The sequence below is a fragment of the Amycolatopsis kentuckyensis genome, from assembly GCF_002155975.1.
Classification (GTDB): domain Bacteria; phylum Actinomycetota; class Actinomycetes; order Mycobacteriales; family Pseudonocardiaceae; genus Amycolatopsis; species Amycolatopsis kentuckyensis.
On sequence record NZ_MUMI01000075.1, the window covers coordinates 1 to 24,519 of the forward strand.

23 protein-coding genes are annotated in these 24,519 nt (G+C 70.7%); 13 read left to right on the forward strand and 10 right to left on the reverse strand.

Going from position 1 to position 24,519, the window contains the following annotated elements:
- Positions 1-46: 46 nt before the first annotated feature.
- A complete protein-coding gene (locus tag CCN39_RS08090; protein ID WP_086839922.1) occupies positions 47-862 on the reverse strand; it encodes a hypothetical protein in 816 nt (271 codons plus the stop codon).
- 32 nt (positions 863-894) lie between these two features.
- Positions 895-2,997 (reverse strand): fatty acid desaturase, encoded by a 2,103-nt coding sequence (locus CCN39_RS08095; RefSeq protein ID WP_167455010.1) that lies wholly within the window; start codon positions 2,995-2,997, stop codon positions 895-897.
- Positions 2,998-3,135: 138 nt separating this feature from the next.
- Between CCN39_RS08095 and CCN39_RS08100 the strand changes: the two genes are divergently transcribed.
- From CCN39_RS08100 to CCN39_RS08130, 7 genes are all read left to right on the forward strand, one after another.
- Complete coding sequence (locus CCN39_RS08100) at positions 3,136-3,726, forward strand: TetR/AcrR family transcriptional regulator (protein ID WP_086839924.1); 591 nt, start codon at positions 3,136-3,138, stop codon at positions 3,724-3,726.
- A gap of 129 nt (positions 3,727-3,855) precedes the next feature.
- The gene (tig, locus tag CCN39_RS08105) at positions 3,856-5,235 is read left to right on the forward strand and encodes a trigger factor (RefSeq protein WP_086839926.1); all 1,380 of its coding nucleotides are present in this window, start codon (positions 3,856-3,858) and stop codon (positions 5,233-5,235) included.
- 138 nt (positions 5,236-5,373) lie between these two features.
- Positions 5,374-5,979, forward strand: coding sequence for a ClpP family protease (locus tag CCN39_RS08110; RefSeq protein ID WP_086839928.1), 606 nt, complete (start codon positions 5,374-5,376; stop codon positions 5,977-5,979).
- Between the two features lie 25 nt (positions 5,980-6,004).
- Positions 6,005-6,661: an ATP-dependent Clp protease proteolytic subunit gene (locus tag CCN39_RS08115; protein ID WP_086839930.1), complete on the forward strand. Its 657-nt coding sequence runs from the start codon at positions 6,005-6,007 to the stop codon at positions 6,659-6,661.
- 234 nt (positions 6,662-6,895) lie between these two features.
- The gene (gene clpX / locus CCN39_RS08120) at positions 6,896-8,191 is read left to right on the forward strand and encodes an ATP-dependent Clp protease ATP-binding subunit ClpX (protein ID WP_004562779.1); all 1,296 of its coding nucleotides are present in this window, start codon (positions 6,896-6,898) and stop codon (positions 8,189-8,191) included.
- Positions 8,192-8,240: 49 nt separating this feature from the next.
- Positions 8,241-8,651, forward strand: coding sequence for a hypothetical protein (locus tag CCN39_RS08125; RefSeq protein WP_086839932.1), 411 nt, complete (start codon positions 8,241-8,243; stop codon positions 8,649-8,651).
- A 53-nt stretch (positions 8,652-8,704) separates the two neighbouring features.
- On the forward strand, positions 8,705-9,625 hold the full coding sequence (locus CCN39_RS08130) for a sensor histidine kinase (protein WP_086839934.1): 921 nt from the start codon (positions 8,705-8,707) through the stop codon (positions 9,623-9,625).
- A gap of 29 nt (positions 9,626-9,654) precedes the next feature.
- Here CCN39_RS08130 and CCN39_RS08135 read toward each other — a convergent pair whose 3' ends face one another.
- A complete protein-coding gene (locus CCN39_RS08135) occupies positions 9,655-10,608 on the reverse strand; it encodes an alpha/beta hydrolase (protein WP_086839936.1) in 954 nt (317 codons plus the stop codon).
- 78 nt (positions 10,609-10,686) lie between these two features.
- The gene (locus tag CCN39_RS08140) at positions 10,687-11,394 is read right to left on the reverse strand and encodes a TetR/AcrR family transcriptional regulator (protein WP_086839939.1); all 708 of its coding nucleotides are present in this window, start codon (positions 11,392-11,394) and stop codon (positions 10,687-10,689) included.
- A gap of 62 nt (positions 11,395-11,456) precedes the next feature.
- Here CCN39_RS08140 and CCN39_RS08145 point away from each other — a divergent pair, with 62 nt between their 5' ends.
- Positions 11,457-12,896, forward strand: a complete 1,440-nt coding sequence (locus tag CCN39_RS08145) for a carotenoid oxygenase family protein (RefSeq protein WP_086839941.1) — start codon at positions 11,457-11,459, stop codon at positions 12,894-12,896.
- A gap of 145 nt (positions 12,897-13,041) precedes the next feature.
- On the opposite strand, the gene fdhD is transcribed toward CCN39_RS08145, so the two are convergent.
- Positions 13,042-13,866 carry a formate dehydrogenase accessory sulfurtransferase FdhD gene (fdhD, locus tag CCN39_RS08150; protein WP_086839981.1) on the reverse strand — a complete coding sequence of 275 codons (825 nt, stop codon included), beginning with the start codon at positions 13,864-13,866 and terminating at the stop codon, positions 13,042-13,044.
- A gap of 102 nt (positions 13,867-13,968) precedes the next feature.
- On the opposite strand from fdhD, the gene CCN39_RS08155 reads away from it, so the two are divergent.
- Both CCN39_RS08155 and CCN39_RS52565 read left to right on the forward strand, forming a co-directional pair.
- Positions 13,969-15,318, forward strand: a complete 1,350-nt coding sequence (locus tag CCN39_RS08155; RefSeq protein WP_086839943.1) for an L-lactate MFS transporter — start codon at positions 13,969-13,971, stop codon at positions 15,316-15,318.
- A complete protein-coding gene (locus CCN39_RS52565) occupies positions 15,318-15,443 on the forward strand; it encodes an MFS transporter small subunit (RefSeq protein WP_279629564.1) in 126 nt (41 codons plus the stop codon). The genes CCN39_RS08155 and CCN39_RS52565 overlap by 1 nt, the downstream gene beginning before the upstream one ends.
- 43 nt (positions 15,444-15,486) lie before the next feature.
- Here CCN39_RS52565 and CCN39_RS08160 read toward each other — a convergent pair whose 3' ends face one another.
- Positions 15,487-15,975 (reverse strand): RICIN domain-containing protein, encoded by a 489-nt coding sequence (locus CCN39_RS08160; protein WP_086839945.1) that lies wholly within the window; start codon positions 15,973-15,975, stop codon positions 15,487-15,489.
- Between the two features lie 173 nt (positions 15,976-16,148).
- Here CCN39_RS08160 and CCN39_RS08165 point away from each other — a divergent pair, with 173 nt between their 5' ends.
- The 3 genes from CCN39_RS08165 to CCN39_RS08175 all read left to right on the forward strand — a co-directional run bounded on the left by CCN39_RS08165 (position 16,149) and on the right by CCN39_RS08175 (position 19,269).
- On the forward strand, positions 16,149-16,925 hold the full coding sequence (locus tag CCN39_RS08165; RefSeq protein ID WP_086839947.1) for an SDR family NAD(P)-dependent oxidoreductase: 777 nt from the start codon (positions 16,149-16,151) through the stop codon (positions 16,923-16,925).
- 51 nt (positions 16,926-16,976) lie between these two features.
- A complete protein-coding gene (locus CCN39_RS08170; RefSeq protein ID WP_086839949.1) occupies positions 16,977-18,401 on the forward strand; it encodes an LCP family protein in 1,425 nt (474 codons plus the stop codon).
- A 343-nt stretch (positions 18,402-18,744) separates the two neighbouring features.
- Entirely contained in the window at positions 18,745-19,269 is a 525-nt protein-coding gene (locus CCN39_RS08175; RefSeq protein ID WP_086839954.1) for a hypothetical protein, read from the forward strand.
- On the opposite strand, the gene CCN39_RS08180 is transcribed toward CCN39_RS08175, so the two are convergent.
- The 4 genes from CCN39_RS08180 to CCN39_RS08195 form a co-directional block, all read right to left on the reverse strand.
- A complete protein-coding gene (locus CCN39_RS08180) occupies positions 19,260-21,581 on the reverse strand; it encodes an FdhF/YdeP family oxidoreductase (RefSeq protein ID WP_086839956.1) in 2,322 nt (773 codons plus the stop codon). The genes CCN39_RS08175 and CCN39_RS08180 overlap by 10 nt on opposite strands.
- Positions 21,582-21,623: 42 nt before the next feature.
- A complete protein-coding gene (locus CCN39_RS08185; protein WP_086839958.1) occupies positions 21,624-22,925 on the reverse strand; it encodes an MFS transporter in 1,302 nt (433 codons plus the stop codon).
- Between the two features lie 65 nt (positions 22,926-22,990).
- The gene (locus tag CCN39_RS08190; protein ID WP_086839983.1) at positions 22,991-23,428 is read right to left on the reverse strand and encodes a MarR family winged helix-turn-helix transcriptional regulator; all 438 of its coding nucleotides are present in this window, start codon (positions 23,426-23,428) and stop codon (positions 22,991-22,993) included.
- 50 nt (positions 23,429-23,478) lie between these two features.
- Positions 23,479-24,510 (reverse strand): hypothetical protein, encoded by a 1,032-nt coding sequence (locus tag CCN39_RS08195; protein ID WP_143263980.1) that lies wholly within the window; start codon positions 24,508-24,510, stop codon positions 23,479-23,481.
- Positions 24,511-24,519 lie beyond the last annotated feature (9 nt).

The following is a 24,519-nucleotide window of genomic DNA, read 5'->3' on the forward strand; positions in this document are numbered from 1 at the left end:
GAGCAGTCCTCGGAGCCGCACCGGCTGGTTCGAACCTCGGCCGGCTTCACTCGGTGCGCCAGTGGGCTCGAGTGTCGATCCAGCCGTCGTCCGCCGACCACATCAGGCAACGGCCGAGCTGGTACGCGCCCGTGATCCAGCAGTGGGTGATGTATCCGGGCACCGTAGGAGGGTCCGGCGGGGTGTTGGTGCACTCCCGTGACAGGGGGAAGTACAGCTCCCAGGGGCTCGTGTAGGTCGCACCCAGGAACAGGTGCTTTTCGTCGCTGCTCACCCGCTGCAGCTTGCGGCACTTGCCGAGAACCCGGCCGGAACACAGCAGGTCGTCGAGTGCGCTGTGCCAGTGTTCCCAGGTGACGTCGGACGGACCTTCGGTCCCCTCGGGGTAGAGCAGAATCGCTCCTTCGCCGGCGGCTGCTTCCCTCCAGGACATTCGCGTTATGCCGATTTTTCGCAGTTCGGACTCGGTGGACCTCCCGAGGATTTCGGGCAGGGTCTTCCGCAGCTCGGCTACTCTTGCTCGGGCGGAGAGCGTCACGAACCAGACTCGTCCGAGTTCGGGTGCCGGAACACGGCCAGGGATTTCGGGGTGCTCGGATCCTTTGGTCCTCAGCTGGGAGACCATTTCGGCGTACTTCGGATCGATGTCCGCAGTGATTTCGACATGACCGACCCTGCCGTCGCCGTATTCGATCCTCAGATCGGGGGTGCGAGCGGCTTTGTTGTCGTCCTGGATCACGACGCGCTCACCGGTCAGTCGCGCAACGACCCGCGCTGCCGAGTACTCGAAGTCGCCCAGCAAGCTGCGCGCCGCACGCACGCGCTGCTCGTCGCTTCTGAGGTCGATGGGGTAGCCCCGCACTGCGCGACCATACGTGCGGCGATCTCCGGAGGTCAGCGGCGGTCGTAGTCGACCGCGACCTCCGGGGTCGTCGCGCGGGAGCGGCACGTCAGGATCCGGCTCGCCGCCACGTCGTCCTCCGTCAGCGCGTAGCGGACGTCCATGTCCACCTGGCCGTGCAGCAGGGTTGCCCGGCAGGTGCCGCACGCGCCGCCCGTGCACGAGTACGGCACCTCGTACCCCGCGCGCAACGCCGCGTCCAGCACCGTCTCCCCGGCTTCGGCCGGCACGCACGTCGTCGTGCCGCCCAGCGTCACCGCCACCCTCGCCGGGGAGCCCGCCGGGTCGCGCAAGGGTGCCGCGCCGCGGAAGAGTTCGAAGTGGACGTTCTCCTCCGGGACGTCCGCGTCGGCCAGGGTGCGGCGGGCCATCTCGGTCAGGCCGCGCGGCCCGCACAGGAACCACTCGTCGACCTTCGCCGGGTGCAGCCGGTTCTGCAGCAGCGCGCGCAGGCGGGTCCCGTCGAGCCGCCCGCGCTGGTAGCGCTCGTGCGAAATCGCCAGCGCCTCGCCGATCGTGTCGAAGTGCCGGGGCCGGTGCGCGTGCAGGTCCGGGTCGCGCTCGTCGGTGCGGTAGTGGACGACGTGCAGCCGCCCGCCGAAGCCTTCGGCGAGCGCGCTCAGCTCCGCCGCGAACAACGTCGTCGCGCCCGAAGTGTTGACGTACAGCAGCGTCGCCCGGCTGTGCGGCTCCGCGTCGAGCGTGCTGACCAGGATGGACAGCACCGGCGTGATGCCGCTGCCCGCGGCCAGCGCCACGTAGTGCGCGGTCCGGGCCGGATCCGGGGTGAGCGTGAACGCGCCCGACGGCGGCAGGACGTCGAGGAAGTCGCCCGCGGCCAGTCTCGTGGTCGCGAAACCGGAGAAGGCTCCGCCGGCTCGGCGCTTCACCGCGATCCGCAGCTCGCCCGAGTCCGCCCGCGCGCAGATCGAGTACGTCCGCCGCACGGACTGGCCGTCGACCACCGCGCGGACCGCCACGTGCTGGCCCGGCGAGAACCGGAACTCCGGTGCCAGGTGCGGCGGGACGTCGAAGGTGATCGCGACGGCGTCCGCGGTCAGCGGCCGGACCTCCCGCACCCGCAGCCGGTGGAACCGGCTCGGTCCGAGCGGCGGTGGCTCGGGGCACGGCTCCCGGTCGCCGAGGCCGTCGGCCAGCCGCCGCCACGCGCGGTACTCCGCCGGCGTCAGCTCGCGGCCCCACGCCGTGATGATCGGGACGTCGCGGGCCAGGTAGGCGTCCCGGTTGTCCCGCCAGGCCCGCAGGTAGCGGTAGAACGGCACGGCGGGGTGGAGGTGGTGCACCAGGTGGTAGTTCTGGAACAGCATCATCGGCGTCATCAGCCACTCCAGCCCCACCCGCACCCGCGTGGTGCCGAACTTGTCGCGCGGCTTCGCCGCCGGCAGGCCGTGGTGGGGCAGCCAGTCGAACCACCACGCCAGCACGGCCAGCCCGATCCGCTGCGGCAGCAGGTACCCCAGCAGCAGTTCCCGGCCGTGACCGCAGGCGATCAGGATCGCGGTCGCGACGAACGCCAGCGACAGCAGCACGATCGTCTCCGCCCGTTCCGGGGCCGGCCGGGTGCGCACGCGGGCGGTGTAGAAGCGCGCGTACCAGAAGTCGATGGTGAGCCAGCGGAACGGCAGCGACCACCAGGCTCCCTGCGACGTCCACGCGTCGGGATCCGTGTGGGAGTCCGCATTCGTGTTCCGGTGGTGTTCACTGTGGATGAACCGGAGCAGCGGGAACGACGCGTACGCCGCGACGAACGGCATCGCCAGCCGGCCGAGCACCTCGTTGACCCATGTCAGCTTCCCTGCGGCGTGGTGGGCGGATTCGTGCACCACGGTGAACATCGTGAAGGTGACGATCGCGTGCAGCGGCACGGTGTACACCGGCGGCGCGATCCCCGCCAGCAGCAGCCAGGTCGCGGTGGCCCACAACGCGGCCCCGCCGGCGAACAACAGGAGCGTCGGCACCGAAAGGCGGGGCAACGGGATGCGGGGCGAGGGCACCGAGCGCGGGCCCGGGACACCCGCCGCGGTCGGGGTTCCGGGCGTCCGGGAGCCACGCGGCGGCGTATCGACGACGGGCATCGAGCGGTCTCCTCGGTCGAGAAGCTCCTGGCGAGGCGGGAGTCACCGTAGACAACCCACGGGGGTTTGTAAACGTCGCGCCACGCTTTGAAAAAAGGTCTCGGCCTGGAGAATGCAAGCGGTGGGTAAGCTGACCGTGTGAAGGCCGTCACCCACTCCGCCCCGGCGCGCACCCGGGAGAGGCTGCTGGACGCGGCCGCCGACCTGATCGCCGGCGACGGCTGGGCCGCGGTGACGATGGGCAAGCTGGCCGCGCACGTCGGCGTCAGCAGGCAGACCGTCTACAACGAACTCGGTTCCAAGGCGGAGCTGGCCGAGGCGTTGGTGCTGCGCGAAACCGAGCGGTTCGCCGAGCGCGTGACCGAGGTCGCCGCCGCCCACCCGGGCCGCCCGGTCGACGGCGTCACCGCCGCGTTCCGCCAGACCCTCGAAGCCGCCCGGGTCAACCCGCTGATCCTGATCGCGCTCGGCTGCCCGAGCGCCGGCCGGGACGACTTCCTCCCGCTGCTGACCACCCGGCCCGAGGGCGTGCTCGAGCGCTCGGTCGGCACCGTGGCGGCGCTGTTCGCGCGGTGCTACCCGGAGGCGGGGCTGACGCTCTCCGAGTGGACGGTGGCGGTCGAGGCGATCGTCCGGCTGCTGCTTTCGCACCTCGTGCAGCCGAGCGGGTCGGTGGCGCAGGCGAGCGGCCAGATGCGCTGGGTGATCGGCCGGATGCTGGGCGCCTGACCTCGCAGGTGGCCCCCGGCCCGGTGGCGAAGGCCACTGGCCTAGACTCGGATGTCCCGGTCCGAAGGCGACCAGGGGCCATTTCCGCAGGATTGTCCACCACAATCGTTACCGCTCGAGGAGAAGACCTTGAAGAGCACCGTCGAGCAGCTCAGCCCGACGCGAGTCAAGATCAATGTCGAGGTGCCGTTCGACGAGCTCAAGCCGAACTTCGACCGCGCCTACCGCAAGATCGCCCAGCAGGTGCGCATCCCGGGCTTCCGGCCCGGCAAGGCGCCCGCTCGCGTCCTGGAAAGCCGGATCGGGCGCGGCCCGGTGCTCGACGAGGTCGTCAACGAGGCCATCCCGGCCAAGTACATCGAGGCCGTCCGCGCCAACGAGGTCCGCACGCTCGGCAACCCCGAGTTCGACGTGACCAAGCTCGAGGACCGCGACGTGCTCGAGTTCACCGCCGAGGTCGACGTGCGCCCGGAGATCGAGCTGCCCGACCTGGACGGCTTCGCGATCACCGTCGACGACGTCGAGCTGACCGACGCGGAGGTCGAGGAGCAGCTCGACGAGCTGCGTGCCCGCTTCGGCACGCTGACCGGCGTCGAGCGCCCGGCCGAGACCGGCGACTTCGTCTCGATCGACCTGTCCGCCACCGTAGACGGCCAGGCCGTCGAGGAGGCGAGCACCAGCGGGCTGTCCTACGAGATCGGCTCCGGCCAGCTCGTCGACGGCATCGACGAGGCCATCGTCGGCGCGAACGCCGGCGAGACCAAGACGTTCACCACCCAGCTCGTCGCCGGGGAGCACGCCGGCAAGGACGCCGAGGTGACCGTGACCGTCCAGTCGGTCAAGACCCGCGAGCTGCCCGAGGCCGACGACGAGTTCGCGCAGATGGCCAGCGAGTTCGACACGATCGACGAGCTCAAGAACGACCTGCGCGAGCGGCTCGGCCGCGTCAAGAAGATGCAGCAGGGCGTCCAGGCCCGCGACAAGGTGCTCGACGAGCTCCTGGAGCGCACCGAGGTGCCCATCCCGGAGAAGGTGCTCGACGCCGAGATCGAGAACCGCAAGCACGACGCGATCCACCCGTTCGACCACGACGAGGCCCAGTTCGCGCAGGCCCTCGAGGCCGAAGGCCGCACGCTCGAAGAGTTCGACGCGGAGACCCGCACCGAGTCGGAGAAGGCCGTCCGCACGCAGCTGCTGCTGGACACCATCGCCGACAAGGAAGAGGTGTCGGTCAACGACGGTGAGCTCACCGAGCGGATCATCTACCAGGCCCAGCGCTTCGGGATCAGCCCGGACGAGTACGTCCAGCGCGCCCAGCAGTCCGGCCAGCTGACCGCGATCTACGCCGACGTGCGCCGCGGCAAGGCCCTCGCCTCGGTCGTCCGCAAGGCGACCGTGACCGACGGCTCCGGCGCCGAGGTCGACCTGTCGGAGCTGTTCGGCAGCGACGAGCCGGCAACCGAGGAGACGCAGGTCACCGACGAAACGGCGAAGACTCCGGCGGAGTGAAGCTGTGAGCGAACTTGGGCGGTGTCAGGCATTCTGCACCGCCCAAGTTCGTTAGGGTCGGATACAAGATCTCAAGCATCTGAAACGACAGCGGTGGCCGGCAGCACCAGGCCGCCGCCGGCGAAAAGGCAGGCAGACGTGACGCAGCACACGCCCGAGGCGCGGACCGGAACCGCAGGGCTCACCCTCACCGACTCGGTGTTCGAGCGGTTGCTCCAGGAGCGCATCGTCGTCCTCGGTTCCGAGGTCAACGACGAGATCGCCAACCGGATCACCGCGCAGCTGTTGCTGCTCGACGCGGACGACGCCGAGTCCGACATCCGCTTCTACATCAACTCGCCGGGTGGCTCGGTCACCGCCGGGTTCGCCATCTACGACACCATGCAGCTGATCCGCCCGGACGTCGCGACCTACGCGATGGGCATGGCGGCCTCGATGGGGCAGTTCCTGCTCTCCTCGGGCACCCCGGGCAAGCGCTACGCGCTGCCGCACGCCCGCATCCTGATGCACCAGCCCTCGGCCGGTGTCGGCGGCACGGCGTCGGACATCGCGATCCAGGCGGACCTGTTCAACAAGTGGAAGCAGGAGCTGGCCCGGATCACCGCGGACCAGACCGGGCAGACGGTCGAGCAGATCATCAAGGACGGCGACCGCGACCGCTGGTTCACCGCCCAGGAGGCGAAGGACTACGGCTTCGTGGACCACGTCCTCACCGCCGACATCGCCCGCGCGGGCTCGCGCTGAGCCCGAAGCACCAAGGAGACTTTCGATGAGCAACTTCAGGCTCCCGGGTGATGACTTCCGGGCTCCGAACCTCCCCCAGTCGCGGTACATCCTGCCGTCCTACGTCGAGCGCACCAGCTACGGCGTCAAGGAGTCGAACCCGTACAACAAGCTGTACGAAGAGCGGGTCATCTTCCTCGGCGTCCAGGTGGACGACGCGTCGGCCAACGACGTGATGGCCCAGCTGCTGCACCTCGAGCACGAGGACCCGGACCGCGACATCCTGGTCTACATCAACTCGCCGGGTGGCTCGTTCACCTCGCTGATGGCGATCTACGACACCATGCAGTTCGTCCGCCCGGACATCCAGACGTACTGCCTCGGCCAGGCCGCCTCGGCCGCCGCGGTGCTGCTGGCGGCCGGCACCCCCGGCAAGCGCTACGCGCTGCCGAACTCCCGCGTGCTGATCCACCAGCCGGCCACCGAGGGCACCTACGGCCAGGTCTCCGACCTGGAGATCCAGGCGAACGAGATCCAGCGGGTGCGGCGCCAGATGGAGGTCATCCTGGCCAAGCACACGAACAAGGACCCGGACCAGATCCGGACCGACATCGAGCGCGACAAGATCCTCACGGCCGAAGAGGCCAAGGCGTACGGCATCATCGACGAGGTGCTGCCGTACCGTAAGGCGTCGGCTCTGTAGCAAGATCCGCCAGGCCGGTGTGTGTCGAGAAGACGACACGCACCGGCATACTGGTTTAGGGTCGTCCTCTGACGTGCTCCCGGAGCTCGTGGGTGTTCCCGCTCGCGGCATCGGACGGGTACCGTCAGTGGCAATGCGTGAGGCTCGCACCCGGTCACCGTGCCGGGGGGGTCGCACCGTCGCAACACACGTCAGGCGCGGAAACCCGCGCCGGAGGGGACGAGGTCAACGGCCATGGCACGGATCGGTGACGGCGGAGACCTGCTGAAGTGTTCTTTCTGCGGGAAGAGCCAGAAGCAGGTGAAGAAGCTCATTGCCGGCCCCGGGGTCTACATCTGCGATGAGTGCATCGACCTCTGCAATGAGATCATCGAGGAGGAGCTGGCCGAGGCCGGCGACGTCAAACTCGACGAGCTGCCCAAGCCCGCCGACATCCACGAGTTCCTCGAGCAGTACATCATCGGCCAGGAAGACGCCAAGCGGACGCTCGCGGTGGCGGTCTACAACCACTACAAGCGCATCCAGGCGGACGACAAGGCCGGGCCGAAGGACTCCAAGGAGGAGTCGGTCGAGCTCGCCAAGTCGAACATCCTGATGCTCGGTCCCACCGGGTGCGGCAAGACCTACCTGGCGCAAACGCTCGCGAAGCTGCTGAACGTGCCGTTCGCGATCGCGGACGCCACGGCGCTGACCGAAGCGGGTTACGTCGGCGAAGACGTCGAGAACATCCTGCTCAAGCTCATCCAGGCGGCGGACTACGACGTCAAGCGGGCCGAGACCGGGATCATCTACATCGACGAGGTCGACAAGATCGCCCGCAAGAGCGAGAACCCGTCGATCACCCGGGACGTCTCCGGCGAGGGTGTCCAGCAGGCGCTGCTGAAGATCCTCGAGGGCACCACCGCCTCGGTGCCGCCGCAGGGCGGCCGCAAGCACCCGCACCAGGAGTTCATCCAGATCGACACGACGAACGTGCTGTTCATCGTGGCCGGCGCGTTCGCCGGGCTGGAGAAGATCATCAACGAGCGGGTCGGCAAGCGCGGCCTCGGCTTCGGGGCGGAGATCCGCACCAAGTCCGAGATCGAGGAGAGCGACGTCTTCTCCGACACCATGCCGGAGGACCTGATCAAGTTCGGGCTGATCCCGGAGTTCATCGGCCGCCTCCCGGTCGTGGCGACGGTGAACCACCTGGACAAGGACTCGCTGGTCAACATCCTCACCCAGCCGCGGAACGCCCTGGTGAAGCAGTACAAGAAGCTCTTCGAGATGGACAACGTCGAGCTCGAGTTCACCAAGACCGCGCTCGAGGCCATCGCCGACCAGGCGGTCCTGCGCGGGACCGGTGCCCGCGGGCTGCGTGCGATCATGGAAGAAGTGCTCCAGCCGGTGATGTACGACATCCCGAGCCGCGACGACGTGGCGAAGGTCGTCATCACCGAGCAGACCGTCCGGGAGAACGTGAACCCGACGATCGTCGCCCGGCAGCCGACGCGGCGCGCGCGCAGCGAGCGCGGCGAGAAGTCGGCCTGACCCGGGCGTCTCCGGGCCGCCCGGCCCGGAGACCCGACAGGAAAGCTGAATGACTGCTGACTCCTTCCCGGGTTCCGGGGCCGCTCCGGGCGGCGGCGTGCAAGCGCCGCCGCCGCCGGCCCCGGAACCCGCCGGGACCACCCCGGCCGGGCCGGTCCTGGGGTTCCGCGAGCTGAGCGAGCGCGTGATCGCGTCCGTCGCCGACCGGTACCCGTGGCTGCACCGCGTGCTGATGGGCATGCTGGCCGTGTTCACCGGCACGTGTGTCGTCGCTGTCGTGTCCCGGCTCTCGCCGTTGCCGCTGATCCCCGTGCCGTTGTTCGTCGTCGCGGCCTACGGGCTGCGGCAGGCCCGTGGGGTGACCGAGCGGCGTCAGCTGGTCAACTGGGTGCTGCTGTTCGCCCTCGCGACGATCGTCGGCTTCTGGCTGATTTCGGTCGTCGGCCGTTGGGTGGAGTGAAGTCCCGACGTCCGGAGGGTTTGAAGCTGCCGCTCCCGGGGTAAGACAGTGCCGTGGTAGATGCCCTCAGACCGTTCCGGCATCCGGCACTCTTCTATCGCGGTGACACCGAGTACCTGGATGGTGTCATTCCGTTCCTGCTCGAAGGCCTCGACCGGGGTGAGCCCGCGGCCGTCGCCGTCCCCGGCCGCAACCTGCTGCTGATCGAGAAGGCCCTGGAAGACCGGGCGAACGAAGTACGGCTCATCGACATGCATCGAGCGGGCCGCAACCCGGGCGCGATCCTGCCGTCGGTGCTGCACGCCTTCGCCGGGGAGCACGACGGCCCGGTGCGCATCGTGGGCGAGCCGATCTGGGCCGGCCGCACGGACTCGGAGTACCCGGCGTGCGTGGTGCACGAAGCCCTCATCAACAACGCCTTCGCGGGGCGTGACCTGGCGGTGCTCTGCCCGTACGACGTCGGGGCGCTGCCGCCGCCGGTCCTGGCCGACGCCGAGCGCACCCACCCGGAGCTTTGGGGGCTGGCCGGGCCGTTCATCAGCCCGCGCTTCGACCCCGACGGCGTCCGCGCGGAGTTCACCCGGCCGCTCGAGCCGCCACCGGGCGTGGTCGAGCGCGGGTTCGACCTCGGGCAGCTGGCGTCGCTGCGCGGCTTCGCCGAGATCTGGGCCGCCCGGCACGGCCTGCGCCGGCCTCGCCGTGACGACTTCGCGCTGGCGATCGCCGAGCTGACGACGAACAGCGTCCTCTACGGCGGCGGCACCGGCGTGCTGCGGCTGTGGGTGGAGGCGGCGCAGGTGGTCGGCGAGGTGAGCGACGGCGGCACGATCGCCGAGCCGCTGGCCGGCCGCATCCCGCCCGCGGCGACCACCCTGGGCGGGCGTGGCCTGCTGCTGGTCAACCGCCTGGCCGACCTGGTCCGCACCTACTGGGTCCCGGGCCGCACGACCACCCGGATCCACTTCACCCGCTGACCCGCCGCCGCGTGGGCGGCCGGCCCGGGTCAGTCGGCGCGGGGGACGTGCTTGCCGAGGAAGCTGATCAGGCTCGGCACCACCGTGCGGTTGAACGGGTCGCCGTGCTTGCCGTGGGCGGTGTGGGCGACCGCCGGGTGGGCCGCCTCGATGTAGCGGCGGACGCCGGTGATGAACGAGTCCTCCGTGCCGCACCAGATGCCGTTGGCCACGCCCTTGGTCTCGTCGATGTGGCGCAGCGGGTCGAGCGCCGTCCAGTCCTGGATGCCGGTGAAGATGTGCCGCTTGGCCATCTCCGGCCACGACGTGATCAGCGCCGGGGCCAGCGTCGCGACGGCGGCGGGCGGCTGGCGCCGCTCGACCCGGCGGCGCGTGTACACCAGCGCGCCGAACCCGCCCATCGAGACGCCGGTGCAGGCGAAGGGCAGCCCGGTGGGCCCGGCGAAGCCGCGGGCCCGCAGCCACTGGGGGACCTCCTCCAGCAGCATGGCCATCGGGTCGTCGCCGGGGTGGACCTCGTGCCAGTAGTTGTCGCCGCCGTCGACGGCCACGAAACCGAACGCCGGGACCGCCTTGCGGGCGACGTCGCTGGCGAGCTGCTTGAGCGTGCCGGTGGGGGCCGCGCTGCGGGCGTTGCCGTGCAGGCCGTGCAGCATCAGCGACATCGGCAGCCCCTTCGGCGGGGTCTTCGACGGCAGGATGAACACCAGGTCGACCATCCGGCCGCGCGCGGCGGAGTAGACGCGCTCGACGCGGGTGCTGCCCAGCTGGGTCGTCGGGTTCGACGACGTCACGCCGAGCGTCCGCTGCAGGGCCTGGCTGAACGGCAGCTTGCCGGTCGCGGTGCCGACGGCCAGCCCGGTCACGGCCAGTCCGGACGCGCCCGCGATCAGCACCGAACGGCGGCCGATCCACCGCCGGGCGCCCTGGACCGCCTCGACGACCGCTCCGGCCGGCTCCGCGTCCCCGTTGTCCTCGTTCACCCTGTCTCCATCCCCCTGCCCCCTCGATAAGGACGCCGCGCACCCGCTCCGCGTTCCCTCGCGCCCCTGTTCACCGGGTTATTCGTTATCACCCTGCCCGGCGTTTCCGGTCTTCGCCCGCCAAGCCGCCCTCGCGGCCTCGGCGGAGCGCCCGGCTCGGTCCACAGTGTCCCCGAGACCCACCGCCATGGTGATCCCGAGGGGGATCAAAATGTGGTCTATGCCCTGTTCACCGGGGCCGAAGTGGCCCGACGCCTCCAGTGTGACGAATCCGTGCAGCGCACTCCAGAGCTGGGCCGCGGCCTGGTACTCGTCGACGGGCCGGAACCGGCCGGCCGCGATGGCCCGCGCGGTCGCCCGGACGATGTGGGCGAAGGCCTCCAGCCCTTCCTGAGCGGCTTCGCGGCCTTCCTCGGTGGTGAGGTCGGACAGCGTCGCCCGCTTGCCGCCGGGCGTGGACTGGCCGAACGTCACCGCGAACAGCTGCGGCTGCTCGGCGACCGCCTGCCGGTAGGTGCGGGCCAGGCTGAAGATGTCCGCCACCGGGTCGTCGGTCGCCCCGACCTGGGCCAGCCATTCGCTGAGCCGGAGGAAGCCGGCCCGCGCGACCTCGTCGACCAGCGCCGCCATCCCGCCGAAGTGCGTGTAGACGGCCATCGTCGAGACGCCGACCTCGGCCGCCAGCTTGCGGGCCTGCAGGGCCTCGGGGCCGTTCTCGTCGAGCAGCCGGATGGCGGCCTCGACGAGCCGGGCCTTGACGTCGGTCGCGCGCGGTTTGGGGCTCATGCTTGCCAGTATCTCATAACCCTGTTATACATGGATCCATAACCGAGTTATGGAGGGGATCCATGGCCAACAAGTTCCTCGAGGGCAACTTCGCCCCGGTCAGCCGGGAGCACACGATCACCGATCTCGCCGTCACGGGCCGGATCCCGGAGTTCCTCGACGGCCGGTACCTGCGCAACGGCCCGAATCCGCTGTCCGAAGTGGATCCGGCGGCCTACCACTGGTTCATGGGCGACGGCATGGTCCACGGCGTGCGCCTGCGCGACGGGAAGGCCGAGTGGTATCGCAACCGGTGGGTCCGCAACCCGGCCGTCGCGGCGACGCTGGGCGGCGAGGACGCGAGCCGGTTCTGCGGGCTGGACGCGCTCGGCGCGAACACCAACGTCATCGGCCACGCGGGCAAGACCCTCGCCCTGGTCGAGGCGGGCGCGCCGATCTACGAGCTGACCGACGAGCTCGACACCGTCGGCCGCTGCGACTTCGACGGCACGCTGCCGGGCGGCTACACCGCCCACCCCAAGCGCGACCCGCGCACCGGCGAGCTGCACGCCGTCTCGTACTTCTTCGGCATGGGCAACAAGGTCCAGTATTCGGTGATCGACGCGGCCGGCCGCGCCCGCCGCACGGTCGACGTCGAGGTCACCGGGTCGCCGATGATGCACGACTTCTCGCTGACCGAGAACCACGTCGTCTTCTACGACCTGCCGGTGACGTTCAACGCCGAGATGGCGGTGGCCGCCAGCGTGCCGGCCGCGCTGCGCACGCCGGCGAAGCTGGTGGTGTCGGCCATGGTCGGCAAGGTCCGCGTGCCGGACCCGGTGACCGCGATGATGGCCGGCAAGATCGGCGCGAACGGCGGCCTGCCCTACCGCTGGAACCCGAAGTACCCGGCGCGGATCGGCGTGATGCCGCGCGCGGGCGGCAACCGGGACGTCCGCTGGTTCGACGTCGAGCCGTGCTACGTCTTCCACCCGCTCAACGCCTACGACGACGGCGACAGCGTCGTGCTGGACGTCGTCCGCCACCCGCGGATGTTCGACCGCGAGCTGCACGGCCCGGACGAGGGCGGCCCGACCCTGGACCGCTGGACAGTCGACCTGGTGGCGGGCAAGGTGCTGGAGGAGCGCCTCGACGACCGCGGCCAGGAGTTCCCGCGGGTGGACGAGCGCCTGGTCGGCCGCCGCCACCGCTACGGCTACGCGATGTCGGCCGACGGCGGCGCCCAGCCCGGCGGCTCGCTGTTCAAGCACGACTTCCACACGGGTTCCCGCGACGAGCGCGCGTTCGGGGCGGGCCGCCAGCCGGGCGAGTTCGTGTTCGTCCCCCGCCACGACGACGCGGCCGAGGACGACGGCGTCCTGATGGGCTTCGTGTTCGACCCGGCGACCCAGCGCAGCGACCTGACGATCCTCGACGCGGGCACCCTGGAAACGGTGGCGGCGATCCACCTGCCGGACCGCGTCCCCCACGGCTTCCACGGCAACTGGGTCCCGGTCGGCTGAACCGTGTCGACCCGCTGATCACGCGTGTCGACCTTCCAGACACGACGCTGGGCGTGCCGAGCCGCGGACTCCCGTGATCGAAGGGACGACTCGCGTGATTGGGGAGACGACACGCGTGATCAGGGAGACGACACGTGTCGGGCGGCTAGGTCAGGATGCGGTGGTCGCCGGTGTAGAGGTTCATCGAGTCGCCGCGGAGGAAGCCGATCAGGGTCATGCCGTTCTCCTCGGCCAGCTCCACCGCCAGGGACGACGGTGCCGACACCGCGGCCAGCAGGCCGATGCCCGCCATCGCGGCCTTCTGGACCAGCTCGAACGACGCGCGCCCGGACACCAGGAGGCCGTGGCCGGGTGCCGGGACGCGGCCCCCGAGGACCGCCCAGCCCAGCACCTTGTCCACCGCGTTGTGCCGGCCGACGTCCTCGCGGACGACGTCCAGCGAACCGTCCGGGGTGAACAGGGCCGCGGCGTGGAGGCCGCCCGTGGTGGCGAACACCTTCTGGCGGGCGCGCAGCGCGTCCGGCAGGCCGGCCAGGGTCTCGCTCTTGACCGCGAACGCCGCCGAGGCGGGGGAGAAGCGGGTGCGGAGCTTGACCGCGTCCAGCGCGGCCTTGCCGCAGACACCGCACGACGACGTCGTGTAGAAGTTGCGCTCGACCCCGGTGTCCGGCGGGGGGACACCGTCGGCCAGCGCGATGTCCAGCACGTTGTAGGTGTTGCGGCCCTGGTCGTCGACGCCGTCGCAGTAGCGGGCGACGGCGATGTCCTCCCGGCCGCCGATCACGCCTTCGGACAGCAGGAAGCCGTGGGCCAGCTCGACGTCGTGGCCGGGGGTGCGCATGGTGACCGCCAGCGCGCGGCCGCCGACCCGCAGCTCCAGGGGCTCTTCGGCCGCCAGCGCGTCGACGCGGCGCCGGTCCCCGGTCGCGGAAATCCGCCGCACCGGCCTGCGCACGGTCACCCTGCCCATCAGCACACCCTTCGCTGCCCGAAAGTTCGACACTCGTATGGTGCAACACCGGGTATTTAGTAATACATTCCCTCCATCAACCCCAGAATACGGAGGGAACCGATGGCTCTCGGCTTCCTGGACCGATCCCGGATCGTGGCACCGCCGAGCTGGACGCGCTGGCTGGTGCCGCCGGCGGCCCTCTCGGTACACCTGTCGATCGGGCAGGCCTACGCGTGGAGCGTCTTCAAGACCCCGCTCGAGAAGACGATGCACCTCAACGGCACGCAGAGCTCGCTGCCGTTCCAGCTCGGCATCGTCATGCTGGGACTGTCCGCCGCGTTCGGCGGCACGCTCGTCGAGAAGAACGGCCCGCGCTGGGCGATGTTCGTGTCGATGTGCTGCTTCGCCAGCGGATTCCTCATCTCCGCGCTCGGCGTGGCGACCGGGCAGTTCTGGCTGGTCGTCGTCGGCTACGGCGGGGTCGGCGGCATCGGGCTCGGCATCGGCTACATCTCGCCGGTGTCGACGCTGATCAAGTGGTTCCCGGACCGGCCGGGCATGGCCACCGGCATCGCGATCATGGGCTTCGGCGGCGGCGCGCTGATCGCCTCGCCGTGGTCGTCGTCGATGCTGGGTACCACGCCGACGACGAGCACCATCGCGACGGCGTTCCTGATCCACGGCCTGGTCTACGCGGCGTTCATGTCGATGGGCTGGCTGCTCGTGCGGGTCCCGGCCGACGACTGGAAGCCGGCGGGCTGGGAGCCGAAGACCGACCACGGCAAGGCGATGATCAGCACGGCGAACGTCTCGGCCGCCAACGCGATCAAGACGCCGCAGTTCTGGTGCCTGTGGGTTGTCCTGTGCTTCAACGTCACCGCGGGCATCGGGATCCTGGAGAAGGCGTCCCCGATGATCGTCGACTTCTTCAAGAGCACGTCCACCCCGGTCGGCACGGCCGCGGCGGCCGGGTTCGTCGCGCTGCTGTCACTGTGCAACATGCTCGGCCGGTTCGTCTGGTCGTCCACTTCGGACCTGGTCGGCCGCAAGAACATCTACCGCACCTACCTCGGCGTCGGCGCGCTGCTGTACCTGGTGATCGCGCTGACGCAGAACTCGTCGAAGCTCGTGTTCATCCTGTGCGCGATGGTGATCCTGTCGTTCTACGGCGGCGGGTTCGCGACGGTCCCGGCGTACCTGAAGGACCTCTTCGGCACCTACCAGGTGGGCGCGATCCACGGCCGGCTGCTCACGGCGTGGTCGGTGGCGGGCGTGCTCGGCCCGCTGATCGTCAACCGCATCGCCGACGGCGAGAAGGCGGCGGGCAAGTCCGGCCCGGACCTCTACACGATGTCGTTCTACATCATGATCGGCCTGCTCGTGGTCGGCTTCGTGGCCAACGAGCTGGTGCGGCCGGTCAAGGAGAAGTTCCACGAGCCGGTCCCCGCGGCCGTGAGGAGTGAGGCGTGATGAGCGAACCGTCGGCGAACCCCAACCGGATGCCGCTGATCGTGCTGGCCTGGGCGTGGGTGGTGATCCCCTTCGGCTACGGCGTCTACCAGCTGTTCCTGAAGCTGGTCCAGCTGTTCGGCTGAGCGTGGGGGCGCCCGGTGCGGTGGCACCGGGCGCCCCCACGCGTCAGGCGTCGATGATCGCGTCGCGGAAGGTCCAGTACTGTTCCGGACCGCCGTTGTCGAACCACTGGATCGCCTTCGCGCCGATCCGGGTGGTGCCGCCGCCTTCGATCGAGGCGACCTTGTCGGTCTTGCCGTTGTAGAGGTGGTAGTCGCGGTAGTACCAGTCCTGCTCGGGGCCGCCGTTGCAGGTCCACTGGATGAGCTCGGTGCCGTTGGCCGAGCTGCCGCCGCCGGCCAGCGACAGGCACTTGCCGCTCTTGTGGTTCACCAGCCGGTGGCCGGACCAGCCCCAGGCCTGCTCGCCACCGCCGTTGCAGACCCACTGGATCGCGTTGGCGCCGTTGCTCGTGCTGCCGCCGCCCTCGACCGACAGGCACTGGCCGCTGTTGTAGTTGATGATGTTGTGGTAGGTCGCCGCTTCGGCGGGACCGGTGACGGCGACGGACGCGGCGGCGGCGAGGCCGGCGACGGTTAGAACGAACCGGATCATGGAAAACCCCCAGTGCGTAACGGATTCCGGTGCTCTCGAGCCTAGGGACGCCGCACGCGGGCGGAAACCGGCCAAGATCGAATTCGCCCGGCGTTCACCCGCTGCTCACGTCCCGGTCGCGGGCGTTGCTCCGCTCCGGCCAGTGCGCTGCGCCGAACGCCGTCCGTGGGATCATGGGGTCACAGAGCGGAAGGGGTGCCGTGCGCGGGGTTCTCGTCACCGGGGCTTCCCGGGGTATCGGCCGGGCCGTGGCGCTGGCCTTCGCGGCGCGCGGCGACCGGATCGCTGTCCACTATGGACATCGGACCGCCGACGCCGAGGAGACGCTGGAAGCGCTCCCCGGCGAAGGGCACGTGCTGATCGGCGGCGACCTGGCCGATCCCGAGGCGGTCCGCAAGATCGCCGACGCGGCCGAAGCCGGGCTCGGTGGCGTCGACGTCCTGGTGAACAACGCCGCCGTCGCGACGTCGGCCGAGACCGCGCACCCGGTCGCCGGAGTGTCCTATGCGGACTGGCAGCGGATCTGGCGGCGCACCGTCGACGTCAACCTCGTCGGCGCCGCGAACCTCAGCTACTGCGTGGCCCGGCACCTCATCGGGCGCGGCGCGCCGGGCCGGATCGTCAACATCGGGTCGCGCGGGGCGTTCAAGGGCGAGCCCGACCACCCCGCGTACGGCGCCAGCAAGGCCGCGCTGCACGCCTTCGGCCAGTCGCTCGCCGTCTCCCTCGCGCCCCACGGGATCTCGGTGACGTCGGTGGCACCCGGCTTCACCGCCACCGAACGGGTCGCCGACCGGATCGACGACGCGCTGCGCGCGCAGAGCCCGTTCGGCCGGGTCGGCACGCCCGAGGAGGTCGCCTCGGCCGTCGTGTACCTGGCCTCCGCCGAAGCGACGTGGGCGTCCGGGACGATCCTCGATCTCAACGGCGCCTCCCACCTGCGGATGTGACCCAGCTCTCACTCGTGCAGCGGTTCCCGGCGCCCGGGCGTCCAGGGTGGCGTGCATGTACTGGGGAAGATCGCCGTCGCCGGGCTGGCTCTCGTGGTGTTCGGCGGCACGGCGTACGGCTACGTGAACCTCCGCGCCCTCGACGAGGTGAAGCGCGACAGCGTCATCGACCCGGAGGGCGAGACGAAGCCGGGGGAACAGCCCGCCGACGGTTCCCTCGACATCCTGCTGGTCGGCCGCGACTCCCGGAGTGACAACCAGGGGAACCCGCTGGCGCCGGAAGTGCTGCGCGAGCTGCGGGCCGGCGCCAACGGCGACGACCTCACCGACACCCTGATCGTGCTGCGGATCCCGAACGGCACCAAAGAGGTGAAAGCGTTCTCCATCCCGCGGGACAGCTACGTCTCGATGGCGGGCGGGCCGGGCAAGATCAACGCCGCGTTCGGGCGCGCGAAGGCGGCCGAAGCGCGGCGGCTGCGCAACGCGGGCGAGTCCGACAAGGCGAAGATCGACCAGAGCGCGCTCACCGCCGCCCGGCGGGCGACCCGCCAGGCGGTCGAGGGCCTCACCGGGGTGAAGATCGACCACTTCGCCGAGGTCAACCTGCTCAGCTTCTACGAGATCAGCAAGGCCGTCGGCGGAGTCGACGTCTGCCTGAAGAAGGCCACCAAGGACAAGAACTCGGGCGCGGACTTCCCGGCCGGCCCGCAGCGCGTCGCGGGTGCGGACGCGCTCGCCTTCGTCCGGCAGCGTGACGGCCTCCCGGGCACCGACCTCGCGCGCGTCCGGCGCCAGCAGGTGTTCCTCGCCGGCCTGGCCCGGCAGGTGCTCTCGGCGGGCACGCTGGCCGATCCGGGGAAGCTGTCCGACCTGATCGAGGCCGTGAAGCGCTCGGTGGTGCTGGACGACTCGTGGAACCTGCTCGACTTCGTCGGGCAGATGCGCGGGGTCAGCGGCGGCGGGATCCAGTTCGCGACGATCCCGGTCGTCAACGTCGACTACCGCTACAGCAAGAGCGACCCGCGCGCGACGGCGGTGCAGGTCGACCCGGCCGCGGTGAAGGCCTTCGCGGCGAGCCTGATCGGACCCGCGGCGCCGGCCGCGCCGACCGGACCGGCCGCCCCGGACACGGCGGTCACCGTCGACGTCGCCAACGCGAGCTCGAAGGAAGGCCTCGCGGCCCGGGTGGCGGGCGTCCTGCGCGAGAAGGGGTTCACGGCGAGCCCGGCGGGCAACACCGCCTCCCGGCGGACGTCGCTGGTCCGGTTCGGTCCCGACCTGGCCGGGCGCGGTGCCGAGGTGGCGAAGGCGCTGGGCGGGCTGACGACGCAGCAGGCCGCGTCGGTGCCGGCCGGCCACATCGAGGTGGTGCTCGGGGCGGTCTACTCCGGTCCCGGCGCGGCCGCGGGCGGCGGCGCTCCCGGGGGCGCCGCGGACGAGCCGATCACTTCGAACGGCGTCGTCTGCGTGGATTGACACTCCGTGAATTGATCGACGGCGAAGTGCCGGATTTTCCGTCGAATCCCTGAAATGCGCGGGGAATTCCCGCGATCGCGTTCCCACCGGACCACGGTGGACCACCCGGGTCAGTGGTCTTGACGCTGCCGCACTGGTGAGGCAGGGTGCGGTGACCGTCGGCGGGCAGGACCACGTGACGGCGGGAAAGCTCACCCGATCGGTGGGTGATCTTGGAAAATCGATTTCAGGGAATACGGAAAGTCCGGAATTTATGCGCAGCAGCTTCGCCCGGGGTGGGTGGATCTTGCCCATCCTCGCTTCAGCCGTTCTTTGTGCCGGGTGCCAGTCGGCGTCCGCTTCGGTGCACTACCCGGGCGCGATAGACGCCTGCCGGCTGCCCGGGCCGAACGCGCAGGCGCAGCTCGCGCCCGGAACCGTCGAGATCCCGGCCGACTCGGTGAAGGCCGCCGAGGCCAAGGTCATCCCCGACGACCACGCCAGCGAGGACAACGAGGTCACCACCTGCCGCCGGCTGTTCGCGCGCGACCTCGGCGGCGGCAAGCCGAACCTGCAGGACTACCGGCTCGTCACGATCGCCGTCGTGCGGTTCACGCAGTCCGACGCGGACGAGGCCGCCGCCAAGGCCAGCCAGCTGATGACCGACGCGCTCGGCGACCACTCCGGTGTCCGGCTCGCCACCGGGGTCGGTGACGAGGCCGGCTTCTCCGAGCAGTGGGCCGCCGTGCGGACCGGGAACGTCGTGCTCGGCCTGGTCGTCGCCGACGGCGGGACCGAGGCCGCGCTGATCCCGCCCGCGACGCTGGACAACGTGCAGGCCGTGGTCACGGACATGACCGGCACCCTGCAGAAGGACTTTCAGGGCTGACGGTCCGCCGGGACCGGTTCGAGCCGCACGACGATCGCCTTCGACACCGGCGTGTTCGACTTGTCCGCCACCGAGTCCAGCGGCACCAGCGCGTTCGCCTCCGGGAAGTACGCCGCCGCGCAGCCGCGCGCGGTCGGGTACGCGACGACCCGGAACGCCGGCGCCCGCCGGTCGCCGTCGCGCCACTCCGAGACCAGATCGACCACGGTCCCGTCGGCCAGGCCGAGCGCCGCGAGGTCGTCCGGGTTGACCAGCACCACGCGGCGGGCGTTCTCGATCCCGCGGTAGCGGTCCGAGAGCCCGTAGATCGTGGTGTTGTACTGGTCGTGGCTGCGCATCGTCTGCAGCAGCAGCCGGCCCTCGGGGACCTGCGGGTACTCCAGTTCCGAGACCGTGAAGTTGCCCTTGCCGTTGGCGGTCCCGGTGAACTCGCGGGAGTCGCGCGGGGCGTGCGGCAGCACGAAGCCGTCCGGCTCGCGGACGCGGCGGTTGTAGTCCTGGCAGCCCGGCACGACCCGCGAGATCCGGTCGCGGATCAGGTCGTAGTCGGCCTCGAACGTCCGCCACGGCACGGCGTGGCCCGCGCCGAACAGCGTCTCGGCCAGCCGGCAGACGATCGCGACCTCCGAGAGCAGGTGCTCGCTGGCCGGCTTCAGGCGGCCGCGCGAGGTGTGCACTTGCGACATCGAATCCTCGACTGTGACGAACTGCTCACCGCTCGCCTGGACGTCGCGTTCGGTGCGGCCGAGCGTCGGCAGGACCAGCGCGGTGCGGCCGTGGACGACGTGCGAGCGGTTCAGCTTCGTCGAGACGTGCACAGTCAGCGAGCACGAGCGCAGCGCCTTCTCGGTCAGCTCCGAGTCCGGGGTCGCCGAGGCGAAGTTGCCGCCGACGGCGAAGAACACCTTGCCGTGGCCGTCGCGCATCGCCCGGATCGCGTCGACGGTGTCGAAGCCGTGCTCGCGCGGGACCTCGATGCCGAACTCGGAGGCGAGTGCGTCCATGAAGGACTGCGGCATCTTCTCCCAGATGCCCATGGTCCGGTCGCCCTGGACGTTCGAGTGCCCGCGCACCGGGCAGAGGCCGGCGCCGGGCTTGCCGATCATCCCGCGCATCAGCGCGAGGTTCGCGATCTCGGAGATCGTCGGCACCGCGTGCTTGTGCTGGGTGAGGCCCATCGCCCAGCAGTAGATGGTGCGCTCGGAGGAGGCGATCATCCGGGCGACGCGCTCGATCTGCGGGCGGGGGAGGCCGGTGGCGCGCTCGATCTCCGGCCAGTCGATCTCCCGCAGGTGCTTCGCGTAGTCGTCGAAGCCCTCGGTGACCCGGTCGACGAACTCGCGGTCGACGATCGCGCCGGGCGCTTCGGCGTCCCAGGCCAGCAGCAGGTGCCCGACGGCCTGGAACAGCGCCAGGTCGCCGCCGAGGCGGACCTGGGCGAACTCGTCGGCCAGCGGCGTGCCCCGGCCGACGACGCCGCGGACGTTCTGCGGGTTCTTGAACCGCATCAGCCCGGCCTCGGGCAGCGGGTTCACGGCGATGATCTTCGCGCCGTTCCCCTTGGCCTCCTCGAGCGCCGAGAGCATCCGCGGGTGGTTGGTGCCCGGGTTCTGCCCCACGACGACGATCAGGTCGGCCCGGTGGATGTCGGCCAGGCTCACCGAGCCCTTGCCGACGCCGGTGGTGGCCGACAGCGCCGCGCCCGAGGATTCGTGGCACATGTTGGAGCAGTCCGGCAGGTTGTTGGTGCCGAAGGAGCGCACCAGCAGCTGGTAGAGGAACGCGGCCTCGTTGCTGGTGCGGCCGGAGGTGTAGAAGATCGCCTCGTTCGGGTCGGCCAGCGCCTTGAGCTCGCCCGCGACCAGCTCGAACGCGTCGTCCCAGGAGATCGGCTCGTAGTGCGTGGCGCCTTCGCGCAGCACGAACGGCTCGGTGATCCGGCCCTGCTGGCCCAGCCAGTAGTCGGTCTTGGTTTCGAGTTCGCCGATCGGGTGCTGCGCGAAGAACGCGCGGTCCACCCGCCGTTTCGTGGCTTCCTCGGCCACGGCCTTGGCGCCGTTCTCGCAGAACTCGGCCAGCTTGCGCTTCTCGCCGTCGACCTCGCGGGGTTCCGGCCACGCGCAGCCCGGGCAGTCGAAGCCTTCGCGCTGGTTCAGCAGCCGCAGCGCCTTGATCGTCCGGCCGGTGCCCATCTGCTCGACGCTGCGCGCGAGCGACACGGCGACACCGGGGATCCCGGCCGCCCAGCCCTTCGGCTTGCCCACCTCGAGGCGGGTCTCGTCCACGTCCTGCGCCGGCGCTTCACGGGTCATGTGTTCATCGTGCGCCTCGATGATCGGGGGTGGCCACCGGGGTCACGTGTGTTCGGTGCGCAGTCCCCGGTCGGCGACGGTGACCACGAGCAGCAGCCCGCTGATCACGACCAGCGCGACGGCCAGCCGGTGCAGGCCGGCCGAGTCCGCGTGCGGGCCGTAGCAAAGCGCGATGAGCGTCGAGGCCACGATCGCGCCGAGGTACTGGGCCGTGCGGAAGAGCCCGCTCGCGGTGCCCATCTGGTCGGCGGGTGCCTCCCGGTACAGCGTCGTCTGGTTCGCGACGCTGGTCAGCCCCTGGGCGAGGCCGAACAACGCGGCCAAGGCGAGCAGCGCGCCGACCCACGTGCCGTCGTGGACGAGCAGCAGCAGCGCCGAGCCGCCGGCCAGCGCCACCGCGACGGTGACCAGGCGAGCCTTGATGCCGGACGCGCGCCCGGAGAAGGCCGCGGCGCAGACGGCGGTCCCCGACATCGGCAGCAGCATCAGCCCGGCCGCCTCCTCCGACAGCTGCCGCGCGGTCTCCAGCCACTGGACGTACCCGAACATGATCGCGTAGATGGCCATGAAGCTCAGCGCCTGCCGCAGGTACGTCCGCAGGATCGCGCCGTTGGCCGCGAGCATCCGCAGGTCGAGGAAGGGCGTGTCGCGCCGGAGCTCGACCAGCGTGAAGGCGGTCCCGAAAGCGGCGACGACGGCGAGCAGCCAGACCTCGGCGCCGGGGTCCATCAGGAAGAACAGGAGCGCGAGCAGCGTCGCGGAGAACAGCGCGATGCCGAGCACGTCGATCCGGGTGGCCGTGCGCTCGCCGCGGTCGTCCTTCGGCACCCACAGCAGCGCCAGGACCAGCGACAACCCGGCGAGGGGGATGTTCACCGCGAAGATCGCGGGCCAGCCGAAGAGCCCGATCAGCAGTCCGCCCAGCGTCGGGCCGATCACCATCACCGTCTGGGCGGACATCGACAGCACCGACAGCACCCGTGCGGGCACGCCTCGGCCGCTCGCCTCGGCGTGGTGGCGCAGCACGGCCATCGCGGCCGGGAACCCGGCGCACGTGCCCAGGCCGAGGACCACGCGCACGCCGGTCAGCCAGCCGACGGAGACGGGGATCATGCCCGCGATCCCGGCCACGATCACCAGGCTCGCGCCGCCGAGCAGGACGCGGCGGGCGCCGTGGCGGTCGACCAGCAGGCCGACCACCGGCTGCCCGACCGCGGTGGCCAGGTACAACGCCGAAATCAGCCAGGCGGTCTGCCCGGGGCCGGCACCGAAGCTGTGGCCGATCGGCACGAGCGCGACGGCGATGAGCGTGGAGTTGATCGGGTTGAGCACCGCGCCGGCCACCAGCGGGGTGACCAGGCGGGCGCCGAACCCGGCGGGGGCGGTGACGGTGCTCGTGAGGAACTCCTTCAGTGTTCGGCGACGCGCTGGAGCAGCGGAAGCGCGCGCGTGACGGCGTCCAGCTCGGCCGGGGACAGCTCGTCCAGCAAGGCCTGGGCCAGCCACTCGTCGCGGTGCTGCTGGATCCCGCGCACGGTGTCGCGGCCGGCATCGGACAGGCTGATCACCACGCGGCGGCGGTCGGCCGGATCGGGCGTGCGGGCGAGGTAGCCGAGCTCGTCGAGGACGCCGAGGGTGGCGGCCATCGACTGCTGCCGCACGTGCTCGGCGGCGGCGAGCTCCCCCTGCGTGGCCGGGCCCTCGCGGAGGAGCCGGTGGAGCACGGCGGACTGCGAGGGCGTCAGGACCCCGGCGTTGTCGACGTGGCGCAGCCGCCGGTGCAGCTGCCCGACGACCCCGCGGATCCAGCCGGCGCTTTCGGCCACGTGCGGAGGTATTTCGCCCATGTACACAGTTTAACTGTGCAGTCCAGACTGTGCATCTCGTGTGACGGATCTCAGTCCGGGCAGCCGTCGAGGGTGGGGACCGGGTACTTGGGGTCGTAGTAGCCGGGCGCGTCGCGATCGCCGGTCGACGGCGGCGCGACCGCCGGCGGGTTCGCGTAGCCCGGCGCCAGGTAGCCCTCCTTCGCCGCCGCGCAGCCCACCGACGAGTACGCGCCGGACGTGTTCTCGAGCCACAGGCCGTGGCTGCTCTCCGCGAACGACGAGCCGCTCCGCAGCACGTATGTCTCGTCGAGGCGCTGGAACGTGACGATCTCGGCGGGGCTCATCAGCTGCCGGGGGTGGGCGTGGTCGAAGGCGTACGCGACCGCGTACTTCGCCTCGACGACCAGCTCACCGGGCTTGGCACCGGCGCGCGCGGTGAGCGTGCCGAAGGTGCGAGGTCCCGCGTCGAGCAGGTGGTAGCCGTCGGCGATCTCGGTGAGGTATGCGGCGAAGCCGCCATAGTCCTTCGTCGGCTTCTTGGCCAGCTCGGGGAGGAGCTGGTCACGCTCGTCCGGGGCGAACAGGGCCGCGAAGGCCTTTCCGTCGTGCCCGGTCAGGACGGCCGGGTCGAGGTGCGCGGCACCGATGGCCTGCTTGACCTGCGCGTAGGCGGCGGCGACCGCGTCGGCCTTGAAGGGCCCGACCGCGACGGCGGCCGGGGACGTGATGCCGTCGAGCCCCTTGGGCCAGACGTCGGCGGGGGTGTGCGCGTACGGCCGGGCCAGGTCGACGGGAGCGACGTCCGGCACCGAGGTCGGGTCCGGCGGTGCGGCGTCCTGGGCGGGCCGGTGGCCGAGGACCACGACCACCGTGGTCGTGACGGCCAGGATCGCCAGGAAGGCGACGAGGCCCCACCAGCGGCCGCGCGGCTTGCGGCCGGCGCGTTTCTGCTGCTTGCGGAACTGCTTGCGGTCCTTCTTCGCGCCCAGCCAGGCATCGGTCTGCGCGTGCTTGCGCCAGTCCGGGTCCATCAGGTCCGGGTGCGATTCGAGCAGGTTGTCCTCGTCCACGTGCGTCCCCCAAGGTCGACGTCTGATCATCGACGAGAG